Genomic DNA, 18522 nt, shown 5'->3' with positions numbered 1-18522 from the left:
CTTTTTAGTCTCTTTTTTCTATATTAAACATGTTACGTCTAATACCAATTATTAGTTATCTGATGGTGTTATCCCAGACGTTGTCTTGCATCTGCCGAACGTCGTAATGCTTGCCCAACGTAGTTTATTCCTAACATCATTAATAAGATGAAAAGTGATGCTGGAAGCCATACCCACCATTTCTCCTGTAAAACGAGCGGGTTATTTGCGTAAGCAACCAGTGTACCCAAACTAGGAGTTGCTGGAGGTAAACCAAACCCAAGATAACTCAGCCCAGTCTCGATTCCTACGTTACCTGCAAAGTTAAGAGTCAACTCAACTATTAATATAGAACTGATATTAGGCATAATTTCTTTGAATATTATGATAATTCCAGGCGTACCCATTGTCTTCGAAGCATTTACATAATCCCTTCTACTTTCTGTTAGTGCCTTGCTCCTCACGAGTCTTGCTGTGGAGGTCCACATGAAAATACTCATTATTATTACAAACGTTGTCATTGTATATTTTGGTACAATTGTTACAAACACAATTATTAACATTAAAGATGGTATAGTGATAAAGAAATCTATAATTCTCATAAAGATATTATCTATCCATCCTCCAAAGTATCCACAAACCAAGCCGACTACTATCCCTACAAATCCCGTTATCAATGTAATAGCTATTGCAATTCCTATGGAGTTTTTTGCTCCTATGATCAGTTGTCCCAAAATATCTTTCCCACCTTGATCTGCCCCTAAAAAGAACTTATCACCTGGTGATGCATATTTATCTCTTAAACTTACTCTCATAATAGCTTCCTTATCAATCGTATATGCCCATATGAATACACCAACTATAATGATGACTAATGATATAAGAGAAAACATTGCAAGTTTATCTTTTTTAAATTCCCTTAATATAACTTGAAATCCGGTAGGTGGAGCATTCAAGGTTGCCTCTTTTTTTACGTTCAATTGTTTTCCCATATTATTCACCTCTCCTTAACATGTAATCTCCTACTCTATCCTAATTCTTGGGTCAACAATACTCATGATAATATCGGACAGTAGACTACCTAATAATGTTAAGAAGCCATATAACATAACAAGTGCAGTAATTACACTATAATCACGAGATAGTATAGATGAAATAAACAACTGTCCCATTCCTGGATATCCAAAAATAGTCTCTATAAAGATAGAGCCTCCTAGTAGTCCCGTAATCGTGAATCCTAAAAATGCAGCAATTGGTAATAAAGAGTTTCTAAAAATATGCCTAGAGTACACTTTTCTTATTGGTATTCCTTTACTTCTTGCGGTTCTAACATAATCCATCGATTTAGAATCAATAATTTCCGAACGTAAAAACTGAATAACAGTAGTAGTTGCCAATATGGCATAAGTGAGAGCAGGGAGCATCATATGATAGATTTTGCTCCATAGATACCCAAATGTTCCAGCATCATATTTAATATCCACGCTTCCTATGGTTGGAAACCAATGTAATTTATAACCAAAAAAGAACAAAAATAATAGAGACAATACAAATGTAGGAATTGCATAAGTAATAAAACTATATAAGACAATCGTTTTATCTAAGAAAGTGTCTTGAAAACGTCCTGCTAAAACTCCTAGCGGTATTGCCAAAAGGTAAAGTAGCACTACGCTCAATAAAGATAACCAAAAGGTATTCATTGCTCTCTCACCTATTAGAGCTGAAACTTGAACCTTGTAAGTATAACTTTTGCCAAAATCTCCTTGGACTGCATTAACCATCCATCGGGCATATTGCTCATACCAGGGGTCATTTAAACCTGCTAGTTCTCTCAACTCGTCTAATCTGTTAGGGTCAGTTTCAGGACTAATCATTCCAGTGAAAGGATCCCCTGGCATAAATTTCGCCATAATGAAAATTAATAAACTTAAAGCAATTAGTTGTGGAATCATTATCAATACTCGGCGAACAATCGTTTTCCACATATTAACTGCCTCCCTTCGTATTAGCATTCATTGCTACATAATGGGAATCAGACAGCTTCATCAAATCAAACACTTTTCCAGTTTCGTCATAATAGATTTTATGATTGGTCATATAATCAGATTCCACCTGCATCCTTTGCACTTTTCGATCTTCTCTTCCTATAGGATTGATATCAGGAATTGATGACAACAAGCGTTTAGTATATATATGCTGTGGATTAGTATAAATATCATTTCGTGTACCTGATTCAACAAATCTTCCTTTATACATGATGGAAATATGGTCACACATATGTTTAACAACCCCAAGGTCATGCGATATAAAAAGGTAACTTAAGCCATATTCTTGCTGAATTTCCTTTAAAAAATTTAAGACTTGGGCCTGCACGGATAGGTCAAGAGCTGAAACAGGCTCATCACAAATAATTAGCTTTGGATCACATGCAATTGCTCGAGCAATCCCTATTCTTTGCTTTTGTCCTCCTGAGAATTCATGAGGATATTTAAGCTTTGCATCTTCACTCATTCCTACAATTGCCAGCAATTCATTGATCCTTCTATTCTCTTCTTCTGGAGTTAGATTTAAGAAATTACGAATTGGTTCCGCAATAATATCCCTTACTCTTTTTCGAGGATTCAAACTAGAGTGAACATCTTGAAATATCATTTGAATATCACGGTTGTAAGAAGAAGATTTATTTCGTTGTTTATTTGTTACATCTTTTCCCTCATAAATAATACTTCCTGAAGTTATTTTCTCAAGACCTATTATCGACTTACCAGTAGTGGATTTTCCACACCCTGATTCTCCTACAAGGCCATATGTTTTTCCTTTTTCAATCTCCATATTTATCCCATCGACAGCATGTACTCGATCTATAATTGTGTTGAAAAATCCTCCTCGTATTGGATAATGTACATGAAGGTCATTAATTTGCATAAAGCTCATTGAGCATAGCCTCCCTCTTCACCTTCAAAATGGAAGTGTTGCCAACAAGTACATCTTACCAAGTGTCCTGGGGAAACCTCATGAAGGGCTGGTTGCTTTTCATGAGCATTTTCTGAGATCCAAGGTATGCGTCCTGAAAATCTACATCCTTCTCTAGGAAGGTTCATGAGAGTAGGTACCATGCCTTTAATCACTTCCAGTTTTTCAGTCTCACTATTTATTTGTGGAATTGAATTAAATAATGAACGAGTATAAGGATGTAAGGGATTTGAAAATAGTTCCGCTACTGGTGCTTCCTCGATTATTTGCCCCGCATACATAACGGCCACTCTATCAGCAACTTCTGCAACAACTCCTAAGTCATGAGTAATAAGAATTATTCCTGCCCCTGTCTCCCTTTGAAGATCCATAAGTAAATCGAGAATTTGCGCTTGAATTGTCACATCTAAAGCGGTTGTTGGCTCATCGGCTATGATTACCTTAGGTTTACATGCAATTGCTATTGCTATGATTACCCTTTGTCTCATCCCTCCAGAAAGCTGGTGTGGAAATTGTTTTACTGTTCTTTGAGGATTAGTTATTCCCACCTGATTTAGTAATTCTATTACTCTTGCACTTCTTTGCGCTTTACTTAGCTTCGTGTGGTAGACTAGACTCTCTTCAATTTGTTCGCCAACCCTCATTAAAGGATTGAGTGCTGATAAAGGATCTTGAAAGATCATCCCTATTTCTTCCCCTCGTACAGCATTAAACTTTTCATCATTCAGTTTGGCTAAGTTGACACCGTTATATATAATTTCTCCCTCAACTCTAGTTTTGTTGTGATCATGTAGCCCAACAATGGATGTAGCTAAAGTAGATTTACCACAACCTGATTCCCCCACTATCGCAAGGATTTCATTTTTCTTTAAAGAAATTGAAACTCCATCAACGGCATCATAATATGTATCTTTGATTCTAAATCCTGTATGTAAATCGTTAATGGTTAATAGCTGTTTTGAATTGTTCAAAGTAATTCTCCTTTCACAATCAATACTATTTTATTTCTCATTTCATTTATTTGACTTTTTGAACTTTTCTGTTTATTTGATTCTTTATTTGTAAAGTCTATTACAGTATGATTACGAGTGCAATAATATTTTTTATATAATTATTTAATCTAGTATATTAAAAACAAATAGATTTTATTAAAAATTTAGAAGTGATAAGGATTTAATATATATAATTTTTGGAAAATATGTATTTTTATTTTTTAAATTAATATCATTTTTAAATCATTATCATCAATTTATTACTATTTATTCCATTAAACTAAAAAAATCCTTGTTTATAAACAAGGATTCAAACATTAAACCATCTGAAGAAATTGGAAATTGTCTTCGACATATTTCTGCAGGAATCTTCAAGAATTCCAATCCAATCGCATAATGTTGTTTAATGGAAGGTACTGTAGGAATTACGATAACATTTTTTCAATTTGTCTTCGGCATACGTTTAATGCGTGGACCATCCAAGAGATTAAAACGAACCAAAATAAAAGGATTGGAAATCCAATTGATTTCCAATCCTTTTGTCTATACTATGAAACCCTTGATTAGGTAACATGCATTTCTTTACTTATTTCATTTTTTTAAATAATATACTAGCATTATGACCGCCAAACCCTAAGGAATTGCTCAATGCGTAGTCAATATCTTCTTTTCTTGCAACGTTTGGTACATAATCCAAATCACACAAAGGATCTGGTGTTTCTAGATTAGTTGTAGGTGGCAAGATGCCTTCGTGAAGAGCCAGTACGCTGAAAATAGCTTCTACTCCTCCTGCAGCTCCTAACAAGTGACCTGTCATGGACTTTGTTGAACTCATTGCCAAGTTATATGCATGTTCACCAAAAACTGTTTTTACTGCCATTGTTTCAAACTGATCATTGTAAGGTGTGCTTGTTCCATGTGCATTAATATAATTAATTTGTTCAGGAGAAACTCCCGCGTCATCTAAAGCTTGCTTCATTGCTCTAGCTGCTCCTTCTCCTTCTGGGGCTGGAGCAGTTATATGATGCGCATCTCCAGTAGATCCATAACCAATAATTTCTGCATATATTTTTGCTCCACGAGCTACTGCATGTTCATACTCCTCGAGTATTATTATTCCTGCACCTTCGCCAATGACAAATCCATCTCTATTAGCATCAAATGGTTTAGATGCAGTTTGAGGGTCTGTATTTAAAGAAAGTGCAGTATTAGAACAGAAGCCAGCTACCGACATATGAGTAATAGGGGACTCTGCTCCCCCAGTAATCATGACATCCGCGTCGCCTCGCTCGATTACTTTAAAAGCATCACCGATAGAGTTAGTACCTGATGCACAGGCTGTTACTGTACATGAGTTAATAGCCTTCGCTCCAAAGTGAATAGATACCTGACCAGCAGCCATATCTGGAATCATCATTGGTACAAAGAACGGGCTAACTCGTCTAGTTCCTTTTTCTAAAAATACTCGGAACTGATTTTCGTATGTCTCCATTCCACCGATACCTGAACCAATCCATACTCCTGTTCGTAGACCGAGCTCCTCGGTAATAGTCAAATTCGCATCCTCCACTGCCATAATCGAAGCAGCTAAAGCGTAATGAGTAAAGCGATCCATTTTACGTGCATCTTTCTTTTCAATGTACTTTTCTATATCAAAGTCTTTTACTTCTGCAGCAACCTTTGCTGGAAACAATGATGCGTCAAGTCTTGTCAGCATTCCAACCCCTGATTTACCTGCTTTAATGCCAGCCCAAGTAGTTTCCACATCATTACCTAGCGGTGTAACAGCTCCAAGTCCTGTTACTACAACCCTGCGTTTTTTCATATATTTTCGTCCCCTCGAATTTTAGTTTATTTTCCCCATTTTAGAGCTATTGCTCCCCAAGTTAAACCGCCACCAAAACCTACCATCACGATAACATCATCATCTTTTACTTTTCCACTTTTTACTTCTTCTTTTAAAGCCAATGGTATAGAGGACGATGAAGTATTACCATATTTATGAATAGTTTTAGCCATTTTCTCTTTTGGTAATTCTAGTCTTTCTCTCGATGCTTCCATAATACGAATATTCGCTTGATGTGGGATTAACAAATCTATGTCTCCCTTTTGAAGGCCAGCCTTCTCTATAACATTAAGTGCAGACTCACCCATTTGTCGTACTGCGAATTTAAATACCTCTCTACCATTCATTGTAATGTAAGGTCCATCCTGCAATAAATATTTACCTCCACTACCATTCGCTCCAAGCTCAAATGATAAAATACCTCTGCCTTCAGATACTTCTCCAATTACTACAGCACCAGCCCCGTCTCCAAAAAGTACTGCAGTGTTGCGGTCTTCCCAGTTTGTAATTTTAGAAAGTTTCTCTACTCCCACTACTAAAATATGAGAATAAGTTTTGGACTCTATAAATTGCTTGGCTGTAACTATCCCATACATAAATCCTGCACATGCTGCAGATATATCCATTGCAGCAGCATTCGTTGCTCCTAATTGCTCCTGAATCATTGTAGCTACACTAGGAAAAGGACGATCTGGAGTAACTGTCGCTACCAAAATAAGCCCTATTTGTTCTGGAGAAATCCCTGCATCCTCTATTGCTTCTTGAGCAGCCTTTACAGCCATATGTGAACTTTCTTCTTCTGGAGCAGCTATTCTTCGCTCCTCTATACCAGTCATTGTTTTGATCCATTCATCTGAAGTATCCATTCTTTTTTCAAGATCTTCATTCGTTAAGATTTTCTCAGGTGCATAAGTTCCTAACCCTATAATTCCTGCATTCATGGAATTCCTCTTTTCTTATAATCTATTATTAGTACCTGGTATTAATAATAACGAATATATGAACATTTTTCAACATAGTTGTTCGATTGTAAGAATAATTCTTTTGTATAGAACCGCCATGTGTTATGATACTTATAGATAAATTCATTTTTGAGGTGAAAATTTTATGCATTATATTATGACAGTTATCTGGTCATTTATCTTGGTTACCATGTTAAATTATGTAGTAAGCTCTGTTAATGGCGTTGATTTTAACTTTTATCATGGTTTATATATGACTATTCCAGCAGCCATCATAATTATCCTAATTACTAAAGTTATTCCGGACGAGCCTGTAGCTGCTGAACACCATTAAAAAAAACTCCCTTTTGATAGGGAGTTTTTTTATTGGATATAGTATAGTGACTGTTTATTTAACTACTAGCTGACCATCTTCCACTACTGCCACAATGTTACTACCAGGAACCACATTTCCTCCAATTAGCATTTTCGCAACAGCAGTTTCAAGATGTCGTTGTATAAATCTTCTTAATGGTCTTGCACCATAAGCTGCATCCGTTCCTTCCTCAACTATCCATGCATAGACATTTTCCTCGACTTTCAAAGTAACTTCCTGTTCTAATAAACGATCCTGCAATTGTTTTACATACTTTTTTGCAATCATTTCAAAATGATGAGTCGTTAATGAATGGAACATAATAATATCGTCCATCCGATTTAACAGTTCTGGCTTGAAGTGTGCACGAAGTGCTGACATGACAAGTTCCTCGTCTGATTCTGAAACTTCTCCAGTTGTGTTAGATAAATATTGCGAGCCTATATTAGATGTCAGAATCACTACAGTATTTGTAAAGTTGACAATGCGACCTTGGCTATCCGTAATTCGACCGTCATCCATTAGCTGCAATAAAATATTCGCTACGTCCGGATGAGCCTTCTCAATTTCGTCCAACAATACAACAGAGTATGGGTTTCTTCGAACAGCCTCTGTTAGCTGACCGCCCTCCTCATATCCGATATATCCTGGAGGTGCCCCAACCAATCGGGAAACGCTATGCTTTTCCATGTATTCAGACATGTCTATTCGGATGAAATGCTCTTCAGAGTCAAACAGGTTAGCTGCCAAAGATTTAGCTAGCTCTGTTTTACCTACTCCTGTCGGTCCTAAAAATAGAAATGAGCCTATAGGTTTGTTAGGATCTTTTATGCCTGCTCGTGCTCGCCAAACAGCCTCTGTCACTAATTGAACTGCTTGCTCCTGGCCAACTACACGTTCTCCTAAAGTCTCTTTTAATCGAAGTAGTTTTTCTCTTTCTCCTTCAACAAGCTTAGTAACAGGTATCCCGGTCCACCTAGAAATAATATGTGCTATTTCATCGGCGGTCACCTCTTCACGTAGTAAGCGTGAATCATAATCGCTATTTATTTCATCCTCATAAACTTGCAACTCTTTTTCTAAAGGTGGTATTTTTCCATGACGTAGCTCCGCAGCTTTATTTAAGTCGTAATTGTTTTCAGCTTCCTCAAGTTCTCGGCGGTAACGGTCTAGCATTTCTCTCTTTTGTTGGACTACTTGAATTGATTCCTTTTCTGTTTCCCATTTTTGACGCATATCAGCTGAAGATTTCTCTAACTCCTCTAATTCATTACGAAGTTGTTCTAATCTTTTTTTGCTTGCTGCATCCTTTTCCTTCATCAAAGCTTGTTCTTCAATTTGTAGTTGCATCATTCTTCTCGTTACTTCGTCCAGCTCCTGAGGCATAGAATCTATTTCTGTTCGAATCATTGCACAAGCTTCATCTATTAAGTCAATCGCTTTGTCTGGTAGAAAGCGTTCCGTAATATAGCGGTTTGAAAGCTGTGAAGCCGCCACGATTGCCCGGTCATGAATGCGAACACCATGATGTAATTCAAATCTTTCCTTTAATCCACGCAGAATAGAAACAGTATCCTCCACAGAAGGTTCTCTCACTAATACTTGCTGAAAACGACGCTCTAATGCTGGATCTTTTTCAATATACATACGATATTCATCTAAAGTAGTAGCTCCAATACAATGAAGCTCCCCTCGAGCAAGCATTGGCTTCAGCATATTCCCGGCGTCCATTGCTCCATCCGTTTTGCCCGCTCCAACAATAGTGTGAATTTCATCAATAAATAAAATAATTTTACCTTCACTTTCTTTAATCTGTTTTAAAACCGCTTGAAGGCGTTCCTCAAATTCACCACGATATTTTGCACCTGCAATTAATGAGCTCATATCCAATTCAAAAATCTCTTTATCCTTTAATCCTTCAGGAACGTCTTTTTTTACAATACGTTGGGCAAGTCCTTCGACTATAGCTGTTTTCCCCACTCCTGGCTCGCCGATGAGAACAGGATTATTTTTTGTTTTTCTTGATAAAATTCGTATTACATTTCTTATTTCCTGATCTCTACCGATCACTGGATCCATCTTTCCGTCCTTTACAGCGTTTACTAAATTACGACCGTACGTTTCTAAAGGACTTTTTTGATCTTGTTGGTTCATTTGCATATTTAACAGCTCCGTTTCACAAAAGTTTGACCTTTATTGACTAATATAACTATATAGCTTATTAGCATATTTTGTAAAGAAATTAGCTTAATTTTTATGAAATTATGCTATTATTTAAAGGTATTAGTAAAGGCGGTGATGGGGTGGATAATAGTTTAGTATCCCCGAATATAGGCTTATTATTTAAACAATATGGCTCTATTATAAAATTGGAAAAAGATCGCTCCGTTTATGTTGAAGGTGAGCTAGCAGAAGAGATTTATCTTGTGATTAGCGGATCTATTGCTATAAATAAAGATACAGAAGGCGGCAAACTACTGACTCTGAGAATTGTAGGTCCAGACAACTGTATAGGAGAATCTGGTGTTTTTGCAGATAATGCGCATCATAGTTTTTCTGCCCATACATTAGAGACCACTCAGCTATTGATGCTTCCTAAGAATAAATTTGAAAGTTTTCTCGTGAGTTCTACAGAGCTAATGGTAGAATGGACAAAATATATACAACTCGTATACTTAAAAAATCAGACAAGATTTCGAGATTTAATGCTTCATGGAAAAAAAGGAGCACTATTTTCAACTTTAATACGTCTGGCTAATACTTATGGGGAAAAACTCCCTGATGATAGTATTAAAATAAATTTTCAGCTAACTAATCAGGAAATAGCTAATCTATGTGCTATGAGTAGAGAAGTAGTCAATCGTATGCTAAATGATTTGAAGAATGAAGGTATTGTTTCTTTTCAAAAAGGAGTTATTACCATTCACGATATAGAATTATTAAAAAGAGAAAACCAATGCGAGAGCTGTCCTCTATGTGTTTGTAGAATAGATTAGTTTTATTTTTTGATTTGACTCTAGGTGGATGATTTTCGCGGAGGAAGCGATACTATGCTCCGTTTGTGATGTTTTATGTGTCTCCCTCTCCCGCTAATTCGCCACCTAATGCTTCAATAACAGTTTGTGTATTAATCCCGCAAATAAAAAAACATTCCGCCCACATATGGACGGAATGTTTTTTATCTAATACCTAATGCAATTTTAGCGTAACGAGACATATTGTCTTTTGACCATGGCGGATTCCAAACAATGTTAACCTCGGTTTCTTTTACTTCTGGTAATTCTCCAAGCGCAGTTTTTACTTGATCGACAATCATCGGTCCCATTGGGCAACCAATAGAAGTTAGCGTCATCGTAACTGTAGCCTGTCCTTCATCTGTTAAATCTACATCATATACTAAGCCTAAATTGACAATATCAACGCCCAGCTCTGGGTCAATAACATTCTCAAGTGCAGACATCATACTATCTTTCATATCTTGATCCATACTGATAACCTCCTTACTTCTTTCATTCATCATAACAAAGAAGTAGCTTTTATGCCAAACAGTTTGCTAGCCATTCTGTAGCTCGTAGCATACCTTTTCTGGAAACAGCATGGCCAGAATTTTTTTCCTTCATAAATTCAATCTGAGACTCACCGTATTTTACAATCAAATCATCAACAAATTTCGAGGTTGGTGCAAAAGGTACTACTTCGTCCTTCGAACCGTGCCAGAAAAATAGCGGCTTGTTTGCTAACTTTTCTAGTTGGTTAGATGCATCAAATACAGACAGCGTTTCAAACATTTTTCTTTTTTCTTCTTCATTCAATGGAACTTTAAAGCCTCTTTTTTCTATTAATTCAATTTGAGCTTTTGCTAACTCTACATATCCTGGAGTACCCATCATAATTGCTGCTGTATCTATCCAAGGATACGCAGTTAAACACCCAAGAGTAGTTATGCCCCCCATAGAGGTTCCAGCAACCCCAATTTTTTGTCCATTATCATAACCACGAGTACTTAGCTCCTGCTTTAGTTTACCAAGCTCTTCTATGGAAGTTAAAACTATTTCCCAAAATCTAAGGCTTATTTCTACTTGGTCTAACTTCATATCGCGATCTCCATGTAAATGAGCGTCGGGCATAATCACTCTACAGCCTTTACTAACTAACTGGTACGCATAATGAAGATTATGTTCTTTTCCACTTTCAAATCCATGTAGGAAAAAAACTACTGGTGCATTTTTATCAAAGTTATCATTAAATATATGTAAGACAGGAATTTCTCCCCAATTTTCTAAATTAGTAATCATTTAAGTCACCCCTCATTTGTATTATTACTATTTTAACAAAGCAAATCTTTTTTTACAAAATCGCAACATTCTACATTTTGACGTTGTCTTTGGAACAAGATAAACTTTATATAGAATAGAGGGGGAATTTTCTCATGGAACGTCACTTAATTGTATTAGATTTAGATGGTACTTTGTTAACAGACGAAAAAGTAATATCGGAAAACACTAAAACTACATTATTAAAAGCTAAGAGTGAAGGTCATGAAGTTATGATTGCAACAGGCAGACCTTTTCGATCTAGTGAAATGTACTATAGAGAGCTTGGCTTGACTACACCAATAGTTAATTTTAACGGTGCCTTTGTTCATCACCCAAATAATCGTTCATGGGATATGATACACAAACCGATAAGCCTAAACGTAGTAAAAGAAGTTGTAGAAGCTGTTCAGAGCTATTCTATAAAAAATATGCTCGCTGAAGTTCTAGATGACGTATACTTACATTATCATGATGAACAAATGTTATCTGCCTTTGCACTAGGAAATCCACAAATAACAACTGGAGATTTACGTACTTTTCTTAAAGCTGATCCTACTAGTCTTCTCATACATGCTGACGAAAATTCTGTAGACCTGGTAAGGAAGCATTTACGGGATGTACATGCAGAGGTTATTGACCATCGAAGATGGGGTGCGCCATGGGATGTTATTGAAATTGTTAGGCATGGCTTAAATAAAGCTGTAGGCTTAGACCATGTTTCTAAATATTTGAATATCCCTAAGGATAGAATTATTGCATTCGGAGATGAAGACAACGATCTTGAAATGATTGAATATGCTGGAGTTGGAGTAGCTATGGGAAATGCGATTTCACCGCTTCAAAACATAGCCAATGAAATTACTTCCACAAATAATGAAGATGGTATTGCAGAGTTCTTAAAAGAAAGATTAAAATTGAATTAACAAATTCACAATTTTTAGGAGGGTTAAAATGAAATTATTTGCTGACAGTGCTTGTGATTTGCCTAAGTCATTTTTTGAGTTAAGCCAAGTTGAACTAGCACCTCTTCGTGTTCATGTTGGTAATAAAGAATATGAAGATATTAATGATATAGAATCTACAGAGGTGTATGCGGCTATTCGTAGAGGTGAACAGCCTAAAACCTCTCAGGCTTCTCCAGAGCACTTCCTTCGAATTTTTGAGGAGTTAGCTAAATCAGGCGATGAGGGACTATACATAGCTTTCTCTTCTGAACTATCTGGCACATACTCTACGGCTGTCATGATGAAGGAACAACTATTAGAAACCTATCCCGATTTAAAACTAACGATAATCGACTCCAAATGTGCTTCACTTGGATATGGTCTTCTTGTGAAGGAAGCAGTTAAATTAAAAGAAGAAGGTCTTGATTTAGCATCTATAGAAGATAAAATTAGAAGAAATGCTAAGAATATGGAGCATTTGTTTACGGTAGATGACTTAGATTATTTGGCACGTGGTGGTCGAGTATCGAAAGCAAGTGCTTTTATTGGTGGACTTTTAAATATTAAACCAATTCTTCATGTAGAAGATGGCAAACTTGTACCAATCGAGAAAATACGCGGTACAAAAAAAGTGATGAAACGTATTATTGAATTAATCGAGGAACGTGGGGGAAATCTTGCAGGTCAAGTAGTTGCCATTAGCCATGCCGAAGTAGAAGAAAGAGCTAATGAGCTCAAACAAATGATACAAGAACGCTTTCAACCAGAAGATGTAGAGATTCATCTGATAGGGTCAACTATCGGAGCACATACTGGACCTGGAGCAATCTCTGTGTTCTTTTTAAATAAAGAAGCTTAAAAGTTTAAAAGACATTTCTATTAATAGATTTGTCTTTTTTATTTGTAAGGATATTTTACACCTCTTAGCACATAATAAGTTGGACTTATGTCGACATTTGCTGAAATGGAGTGAAATAATGGGTATTTTATCTGGAAATCAAAAAGAACAGCCTTTACATTGTGGTGAAGTGTTTGCTATTTGGACCAATCTAACAACAAACCAAGGTTTAATCGCAGCTCACCAAACTTTTTATAACCACACTGGAGATACCGAATTAAAGAAAATCATTGAAGACTCTGTTGAAGACATGAAAGAAGAAAATAAACAATTAGAAAAGATTTTGAAAGAAAATGGGATTGGACTACCTCCTGCTCCACCTGAACGACCAGTAGCAAATTTAGAGGACATCCCTACAGGTGCTAGATTCAATGATCCTGAAATTGCTGCCGCTTTAGCTATTGATGGCGCTGCTGGTTTGGTAGCATGCAGTAAAGCAATGGGTATTTCCACAAGAGAAGACATCGGCATGATGTATGGTCAATTTCATATGAAAAAGGCGCAATTAGGTGCTAAATTATTGAGATTGAGCAAGGAAAAGGGCTGGTTAATCCTCCCTCCTCTTCATCCAGAGCCTAAATGATTTTAAAGGGACGTGACTATCACGTCCCTTTAATCTTTTCATCAGAATATCAAATGTTGAGTTGTAGGAATAAGTTCTATAGATGATGACAAATTCTCTTATTCGAATTCTCAGCTCATACTTGAAACAAAAAATTCGAAGTCCTTCAAATTAATTAAATCCTTAATAAAAAAACTATCTCTTAGCTATAAGCCAAGAGATAGTCATTATTTTCATTTCGCTTTTTTACGATCGTCATCTCTTCTTCTTTGTTTTCCTTTTTTCCAAACTACTACTAGGAAAACAATGAATAATAGGTATGAGATTCCCATAGCAACAATATAGGCTGTGTTTAGACCTTTTCGTTCTGTTACTTGGAAGACTTCTACTATTTCACGGTCAATAACTAAACGGTAAGATCCATTATCTGAAGGCCTAACGATATCTGATTCAAAAAGCCCCTTAAGCTCTTTATCTTCTCCAACAATATCGCTAGAAAGATCAATTCGCTGTGTGGCGCTTGTATTATTGATTACAATAATAAAGGTTTCATCATTTGAAGAACGTTTATAAACAACATAACCGTTTTCATTTTTTAATAGTTCTGTATCTCCTGAGCGTATGGTATCTGATTTTGCTCGAATAGAGTTAATATCTTTAATATATTCAATGAGTTCCTCATCTACTCGAAAGTTCATGATTTGATGACTTTCTTCTGGAATTTGTCCATTCATCGCAATCTCTGTACCATACGTCATATAAGGCACTCCCGGTAAAGTCAGCATTGTCCCAATTGCTGTACGAATACGAGTTGGTGGAAACATGTTTTCCAATGCACTATGATAAGTAAATCTTTCAGACGTTAAACTATCAATCATCAATAAATCATTGAAATCTGTAGCGCCAATTACCTCAGAAGGATAATCTGTATTTTTAAAAGCATCCCTAAAATCAATCATTCGCTGTTCTGAATAATTGACATCAAAGTCTGCCTCACTCTCTTCTAATGCAATAATGTACATTGGGTCACGCACTTCTTTTAATGCTTCTATTAATTCATTTAAAAAATCAGTAGGAGCCCCTTCAAGTTCTGATAGCTTAACACCATCAAATTTATATTTTGTAGCAAACTCAACAATACTTTCCTTTAAGGCTGCTTGTACTTCTTCATTTTTCAAGTCTAAAGTCAGTTTTCCATTGTCAGTCGAAGTTATCCAGTCTTGTTTATCTGCTTCTGAAGCCCAAGCATGGTTAGCACTGTAATTATTCAATGGGAATTCAATCATTAATTTCATTTCTTTATCGTGCGTAGTCTTAATAAGCTTTTCAAACTCTTCAGAAGTCCCAAATTGCTTTTCTACTTCATTAAAATTTAAAACTGCCTTTCCATCATAGGATTCAGTGGAAAAAACCGGACCAATCGAGATAATAGTAAATCCCATGTCTCTTATATGATCCATCTTATCTATTATTCCTATAAAATCTCCCCCCGCAAAAGCAAGGTGGTCTTTAATATCTACATTGTAGTCGTTAGCTACGGTACTGTTAAAGTATCGGTCAACATATAAGTCATAAATACTTTCATTATGTATAGATGAACCTGTTTCCGCTTGAGCGCTATATGCTGTCGTTATCCATAGACTACTAATAAGTAATATAGAAACAAGCCATTTTTTAAGTTTCAAGGTAATCCTCCTCTACATCGGGTTAACATATAAAATCATCTTGTCTATTTATACCCAAAAAAACAAGACTTATCACCGTTAATTTTAACAAAGCTACGTTTTAATCGCTATGTTTTATACTGAAATAGCTAAAAAATATAAAAGTATTCGTCCAAACTGTGTCTTAAAAAGAACTCCCATTTAGTGATTGTAAATTTAACACTAAGCACAATGTATTAACTCTGAAGGTTCATTATAAAATATTTGGTGGGTTGAGTGAGCAAGATAAGACATTACACTCGACCGGCTTATCGTTCTCCACCGCAGAAAGCGTCCTTCTAAAGCAGAAATCAACTATACTATATTCTGTAGAACAAGATACTTTTTTAAAAACAACCTATATTATTAATTTTCAAGCTCAATTTTTACAAATAAAAAAGGCTCTCAAGATGAGAGCCTTTTGTTTGTTACGCTAAGAAATTGATACCCATTGGTAGCTTAAATCCTAGGAATAACGTGATAAGGAAAAATACAAACACTAGCACAAGGAAGGTTGTATAAGGTTTTCCTTTTGTCTTTTTAACTAATGTCATTTCCATCATTCCGATTACTAGAAGGCCTGCTATAAACTTCAAGCCATAAAGCATACCTTCACCAAAGTCCATTCCTTTCATGAATAGAGCAACTCCGGTAATGATGATTAGTAAATAGTCTAAACGCAAAATCATGTGAACTACCTTCGGGTTAGCCATTGCTAAAGCAACCAAAAATAGGATTAGGGCTACTACCCAAGTTGTTATGTGTAAGTGCGTGCTTGCTAAGAAATCCATTGTTTCACCTCAACGTTAATTTTAATATATCTCTAATATACCACTTCTAAACTACCATTACTCAAATTTGTTTACAAGCGTTCCGATTCCTTCAATGGAAACTTTCACAATATCGCCAGATTTCAAAAATTTTGGAGGGTTAAATCCTTTTCCAACCCCTGCAGGAGTTCCTGTTAGAATGACATCCCCTGGCTCAAGTGTCACTACTTTAGAAATTTCACATATAATATTCTCTACAGAATATATCATGTCTGATGTTACGCCGTTTTGACGGATTTCATCATTCACTTTAGTCACAATTGTTAAGTCCTGTGGATTTGGAATTTCATCCTTTGTAACCACGTAAGGACCCATTGGACATGAACAATCTAAGCTTTTTCCAAGGAAAAATTGCTGATGTTTCTTTTGTAGGTCACGAGCTGTAATATCATTTGCAATAGTATATCCAAATACATAATCGTAAGCTAATTTAGTAGGAATGTTCTTCCCTTCCTTACCAATAATGATTGCTAGCTCTCCTTCATAATCTAATGAGGAAGTTAGCTCCGCATGAACTGGTAATGTTTGTTCGTCAGCAGCAATGGAAGTTGGAGCCTTAGTGAATACTACGAAATCCTCTGCTACTCCACCCATTTCCTTTGCATGGTCGGCATAGTTTTTACCAATAGCCATCACATTTTTAGGAGTACGAGGTATAGGTGATAACCATTCAATTTCCGTAAATGAGCGTTTAAAACGATTAGGATCCTCTTCTTTTAAAGCTGTCTCGACTAAAACTCGAATCTGTTCAATAAAATCCATCCCGAAACTGACACCTTGGACAATAGTAGCTGGAAAGTTCGGTAACACTTGTAGTTCTTCTTGAATGGAAAGAACATCCCATACTGCCTCTTCCTTTTTCACTTTTGGTCCAAAATAAATTTTGTCGTTTACTCGGTATGACAATAGCTTCATCCATAAACACTCCTCTAAAGAAATTTGAATCTATTAGTATAGTCTATTACAAATAACCTTTATTTTCATCTTTTTCGAATTAAATTTTTGAATAAGTCAGTTTTCTCCACAATGCTTCCACAGGCCCTTGTTTAAATTTAAGGAACCAAATTTCTGCAAATATAACTTGAATTACATAAATACCTACTGCCATCCATGTACCTGTAGCCACATCTACTTGACCATATAATCCGAAGCCGTAGCTATAGAAAATAGTCGTTGCAATAATAGATTGCATTAGATAAATCGTCATCGACATTCTTCCTGCTTTTCCGATTGGCGAAAGTAATTTCCCAATAATAGGTATTGTACTGATTAAAGCAATAATCCCTCCGTATGCAATTGCCTGAAGTGGTCCGCCAAACGTATCCTGTACTGTCATTGTAAACAAGTCATCGCCTTTACTAAACGGAAGCCACTTAATAGCTGTACCTGCTGCCATTGTTATCAATATGGTGATAATCCAGAAAAGCTTTAGCTCTCTTGCTCGTTCGATTAACTTCAGCTTTGCTGCAGCCGCTCCCACCATCAAAAGTGGAAGAATTGTACATATAATTAGCACTATATTTAATCCGTACCCTTGCATATAAAGCCAGTCAGTAATTCTTTGGCTAGATACATCAAACCAAGAGCCTTGGGAAAATGCGACGATGGAATTCTCTACTTCTTGAATTCCTGTATAAAGAGTAGCTTCCTCTGGAGCCGCTTTTACTAAAAAGTATAAAAGCCCACTCAACAAGCCATTTGGTATTAAAAATAATAATGCGCTGATTAAAAACAACCAAATCGGCTTCAATTTCATCAGTACAATTAACAACAATCCTGCTAGGGCATAAGTTATTAATATATCACCAGACCAAATAAGAAAAGCATGAATACATCCGATTCCTAGCAATATTAACAGCCTTCTAACTGCTAGTCGGTTAAAGGATGTTCCCTTTTCCTCCGATTTCATAAACTGCATCGCTAATCCATATCCAAATAGCATTGAAAACAAAGGATAAACACTGCCCTGTACAAAAATATCAATCCACTTATAGCTTTCTTGGTCGCCTGGGGTCTGATACCAGTCATATGGATTCACATAAATATAAGGACCATGAAAAAACAACATATTGACGACAAAAATACCTAATAAAGCAAAGCCTCTCATTACATCAATGGATATGATTCTTTCTTTCTCTTGCGTTGGTATAATCACCAAATTT

At 36.1% G+C, this 18522-nt stretch carries 18 protein-coding genes; 5 read left to right on the top strand and 13 right to left on the bottom strand.

Annotated elements, in window-relative coordinates:
- Window positions 1-68 precede the first annotated feature (68 nt).
- The 6 genes from ACQKNZ_RS05130 to ACQKNZ_RS05105 all read right to left on the bottom strand — a co-directional run bounded on the left by ACQKNZ_RS05130 (window position 69) and on the right by ACQKNZ_RS05105 (window position 6731).
- Window positions 69-971, bottom strand: coding sequence for an ABC transporter permease (locus tag ACQKNZ_RS05130; protein ID WP_427658449.1), 903 nt, complete (start codon window positions 969-971; stop codon window positions 69-71).
- A gap of 30 nt (window positions 972-1001) precedes the next feature.
- Window positions 1002-1964, bottom strand: coding sequence for an oligopeptide ABC transporter permease (opp4B, locus tag ACQKNZ_RS05125; RefSeq protein WP_144537709.1), 963 nt, complete (start codon window positions 1962-1964; stop codon window positions 1002-1004).
- Window position 1965: 1 nt separating this feature from the next.
- Window positions 1966-2913, bottom strand: coding sequence for an ATP-binding cassette domain-containing protein (locus ACQKNZ_RS05120; protein ID WP_144537707.1), 948 nt, complete (start codon window positions 2911-2913; stop codon window positions 1966-1968).
- Window positions 2910-3923 (bottom strand): ABC transporter ATP-binding protein, encoded by a 1014-nt coding sequence (locus ACQKNZ_RS05115; protein ID WP_144537705.1) that lies wholly within the window; start codon window positions 3921-3923, stop codon window positions 2910-2912. Before ACQKNZ_RS05115 ends, ACQKNZ_RS05120 begins: the two co-directional genes overlap by 4 nt.
- Window positions 3924-4530: 607 nt before the next feature.
- A complete protein-coding gene (gene fabF / locus ACQKNZ_RS05110; RefSeq protein ID WP_144537704.1) occupies window positions 4531-5769 on the bottom strand; it encodes a beta-ketoacyl-ACP synthase II in 1239 nt (412 codons plus the stop codon).
- A 26-nt stretch (window positions 5770-5795) separates the two neighbouring features.
- Window positions 5796-6731: a beta-ketoacyl-ACP synthase III gene (locus tag ACQKNZ_RS05105; protein ID WP_427658445.1), complete on the bottom strand. Its 936-nt coding sequence runs from the start codon at window positions 6729-6731 to the stop codon at window positions 5796-5798.
- 166 nt (window positions 6732-6897) lie between these two features.
- On the opposite strand from ACQKNZ_RS05105, the gene ACQKNZ_RS05100 reads away from it, so the two are divergent.
- Window positions 6898-7086 (top strand): DUF2929 family protein, encoded by a 189-nt coding sequence (locus ACQKNZ_RS05100; RefSeq protein WP_144537701.1) that lies wholly within the window; start codon window positions 6898-6900, stop codon window positions 7084-7086.
- Window positions 7087-7140: 54 nt separating this feature from the next.
- Here the strand turns inward: ACQKNZ_RS05100 and ACQKNZ_RS05095 are convergent, their stop codons facing one another.
- Entirely contained in the window at window positions 7141-9267 is a 2127-nt protein-coding gene (locus ACQKNZ_RS05095; RefSeq protein ID WP_151110800.1) for an ATP-dependent Clp protease ATP-binding subunit, read from the bottom strand.
- 104 nt (window positions 9268-9371) lie between these two features.
- Between ACQKNZ_RS05095 and ACQKNZ_RS05090 the strand changes: the two genes are divergently transcribed.
- A complete protein-coding gene (locus tag ACQKNZ_RS05090; protein ID WP_427658442.1) occupies window positions 9372-10103 on the top strand; it encodes a Crp/Fnr family transcriptional regulator in 732 nt (243 codons plus the stop codon).
- 182 nt (window positions 10104-10285) lie between these two features.
- Here the strand turns inward: ACQKNZ_RS05090 and ACQKNZ_RS05085 are convergent, their stop codons facing one another.
- Window positions 10286-10594, bottom strand: a complete 309-nt coding sequence (locus tag ACQKNZ_RS05085; protein ID WP_144537696.1) for a metal-sulfur cluster assembly factor — start codon at window positions 10592-10594, stop codon at window positions 10286-10288.
- Between the two features lie 49 nt (window positions 10595-10643).
- Window positions 10644-11402 carry a prolyl oligopeptidase family serine peptidase gene (locus tag ACQKNZ_RS05080; RefSeq protein WP_427658440.1) on the bottom strand — a complete coding sequence of 253 codons (759 nt, stop codon included), beginning with the start codon at window positions 11400-11402 and terminating at the stop codon, window positions 10644-10646.
- A 134-nt stretch (window positions 11403-11536) separates the two neighbouring features.
- Here ACQKNZ_RS05080 and ACQKNZ_RS05075 point away from each other — a divergent pair, with 134 nt between their 5' ends.
- The 3 genes from ACQKNZ_RS05075 to ACQKNZ_RS05065 all read left to right on the top strand — a co-directional run bounded on the left by ACQKNZ_RS05075 (window position 11537) and on the right by ACQKNZ_RS05065 (window position 13848).
- Window positions 11537-12346, top strand: a complete 810-nt coding sequence (locus ACQKNZ_RS05075) for a Cof-type HAD-IIB family hydrolase (RefSeq protein WP_144537694.1) — start codon at window positions 11537-11539, stop codon at window positions 12344-12346.
- Window positions 12347-12374: 28 nt separating this feature from the next.
- Window positions 12375-13226, top strand: a complete 852-nt coding sequence (locus tag ACQKNZ_RS05070) for a DegV family protein (protein WP_144537692.1) — start codon at window positions 12375-12377, stop codon at window positions 13224-13226.
- Between the two features lie 118 nt (window positions 13227-13344).
- Window positions 13345-13848 carry a DUF3231 family protein gene (locus tag ACQKNZ_RS05065; protein ID WP_340862801.1) on the top strand — a complete coding sequence of 168 codons (504 nt, stop codon included), beginning with the start codon at window positions 13345-13347 and terminating at the stop codon, window positions 13846-13848.
- A gap of 212 nt (window positions 13849-14060) precedes the next feature.
- Here the strand turns inward: ACQKNZ_RS05065 and ACQKNZ_RS05060 are convergent, their stop codons facing one another.
- The 4 genes from ACQKNZ_RS05060 to ACQKNZ_RS05045 form a co-directional block, all read right to left on the bottom strand.
- The gene (locus ACQKNZ_RS05060; protein WP_144537689.1) at window positions 14061-15512 is read right to left on the bottom strand and encodes an alpha-amylase family glycosyl hydrolase; all 1452 of its coding nucleotides are present in this window, start codon (window positions 15510-15512) and stop codon (window positions 14061-14063) included.
- A gap of 446 nt (window positions 15513-15958) precedes the next feature.
- The gene (locus ACQKNZ_RS05055) at window positions 15959-16321 is read right to left on the bottom strand and encodes a DUF1516 family protein (RefSeq protein WP_144537687.1); all 363 of its coding nucleotides are present in this window, start codon (window positions 16319-16321) and stop codon (window positions 15959-15961) included.
- 57 nt (window positions 16322-16378) lie between these two features.
- Window positions 16379-17275 (bottom strand): fumarylacetoacetate hydrolase family protein, encoded by an 897-nt coding sequence (locus ACQKNZ_RS05050; RefSeq protein WP_340862800.1) that lies wholly within the window; start codon window positions 17273-17275, stop codon window positions 16379-16381.
- Between the two features lie 79 nt (window positions 17276-17354).
- Complete coding sequence (locus ACQKNZ_RS05045) at window positions 17355-18515, bottom strand: DUF418 domain-containing protein (RefSeq protein ID WP_427658436.1); 1161 nt, start codon at window positions 18513-18515, stop codon at window positions 17355-17357.
- Window positions 18516-18522 lie beyond the last annotated feature (7 nt).

It is taken from the genome of Psychrobacillus sp. NPDC093200 (assembly GCF_050280345.1).
Taxonomy (GTDB): Bacteria; Bacillota; Bacilli; order Bacillales_A; family Planococcaceae; genus Psychrobacillus; species Psychrobacillus faecigallinarum.
Note: the sequence above shows the minus strand (reverse complement) of the source record. Positions and strands in the feature narration are given on the sequence as shown.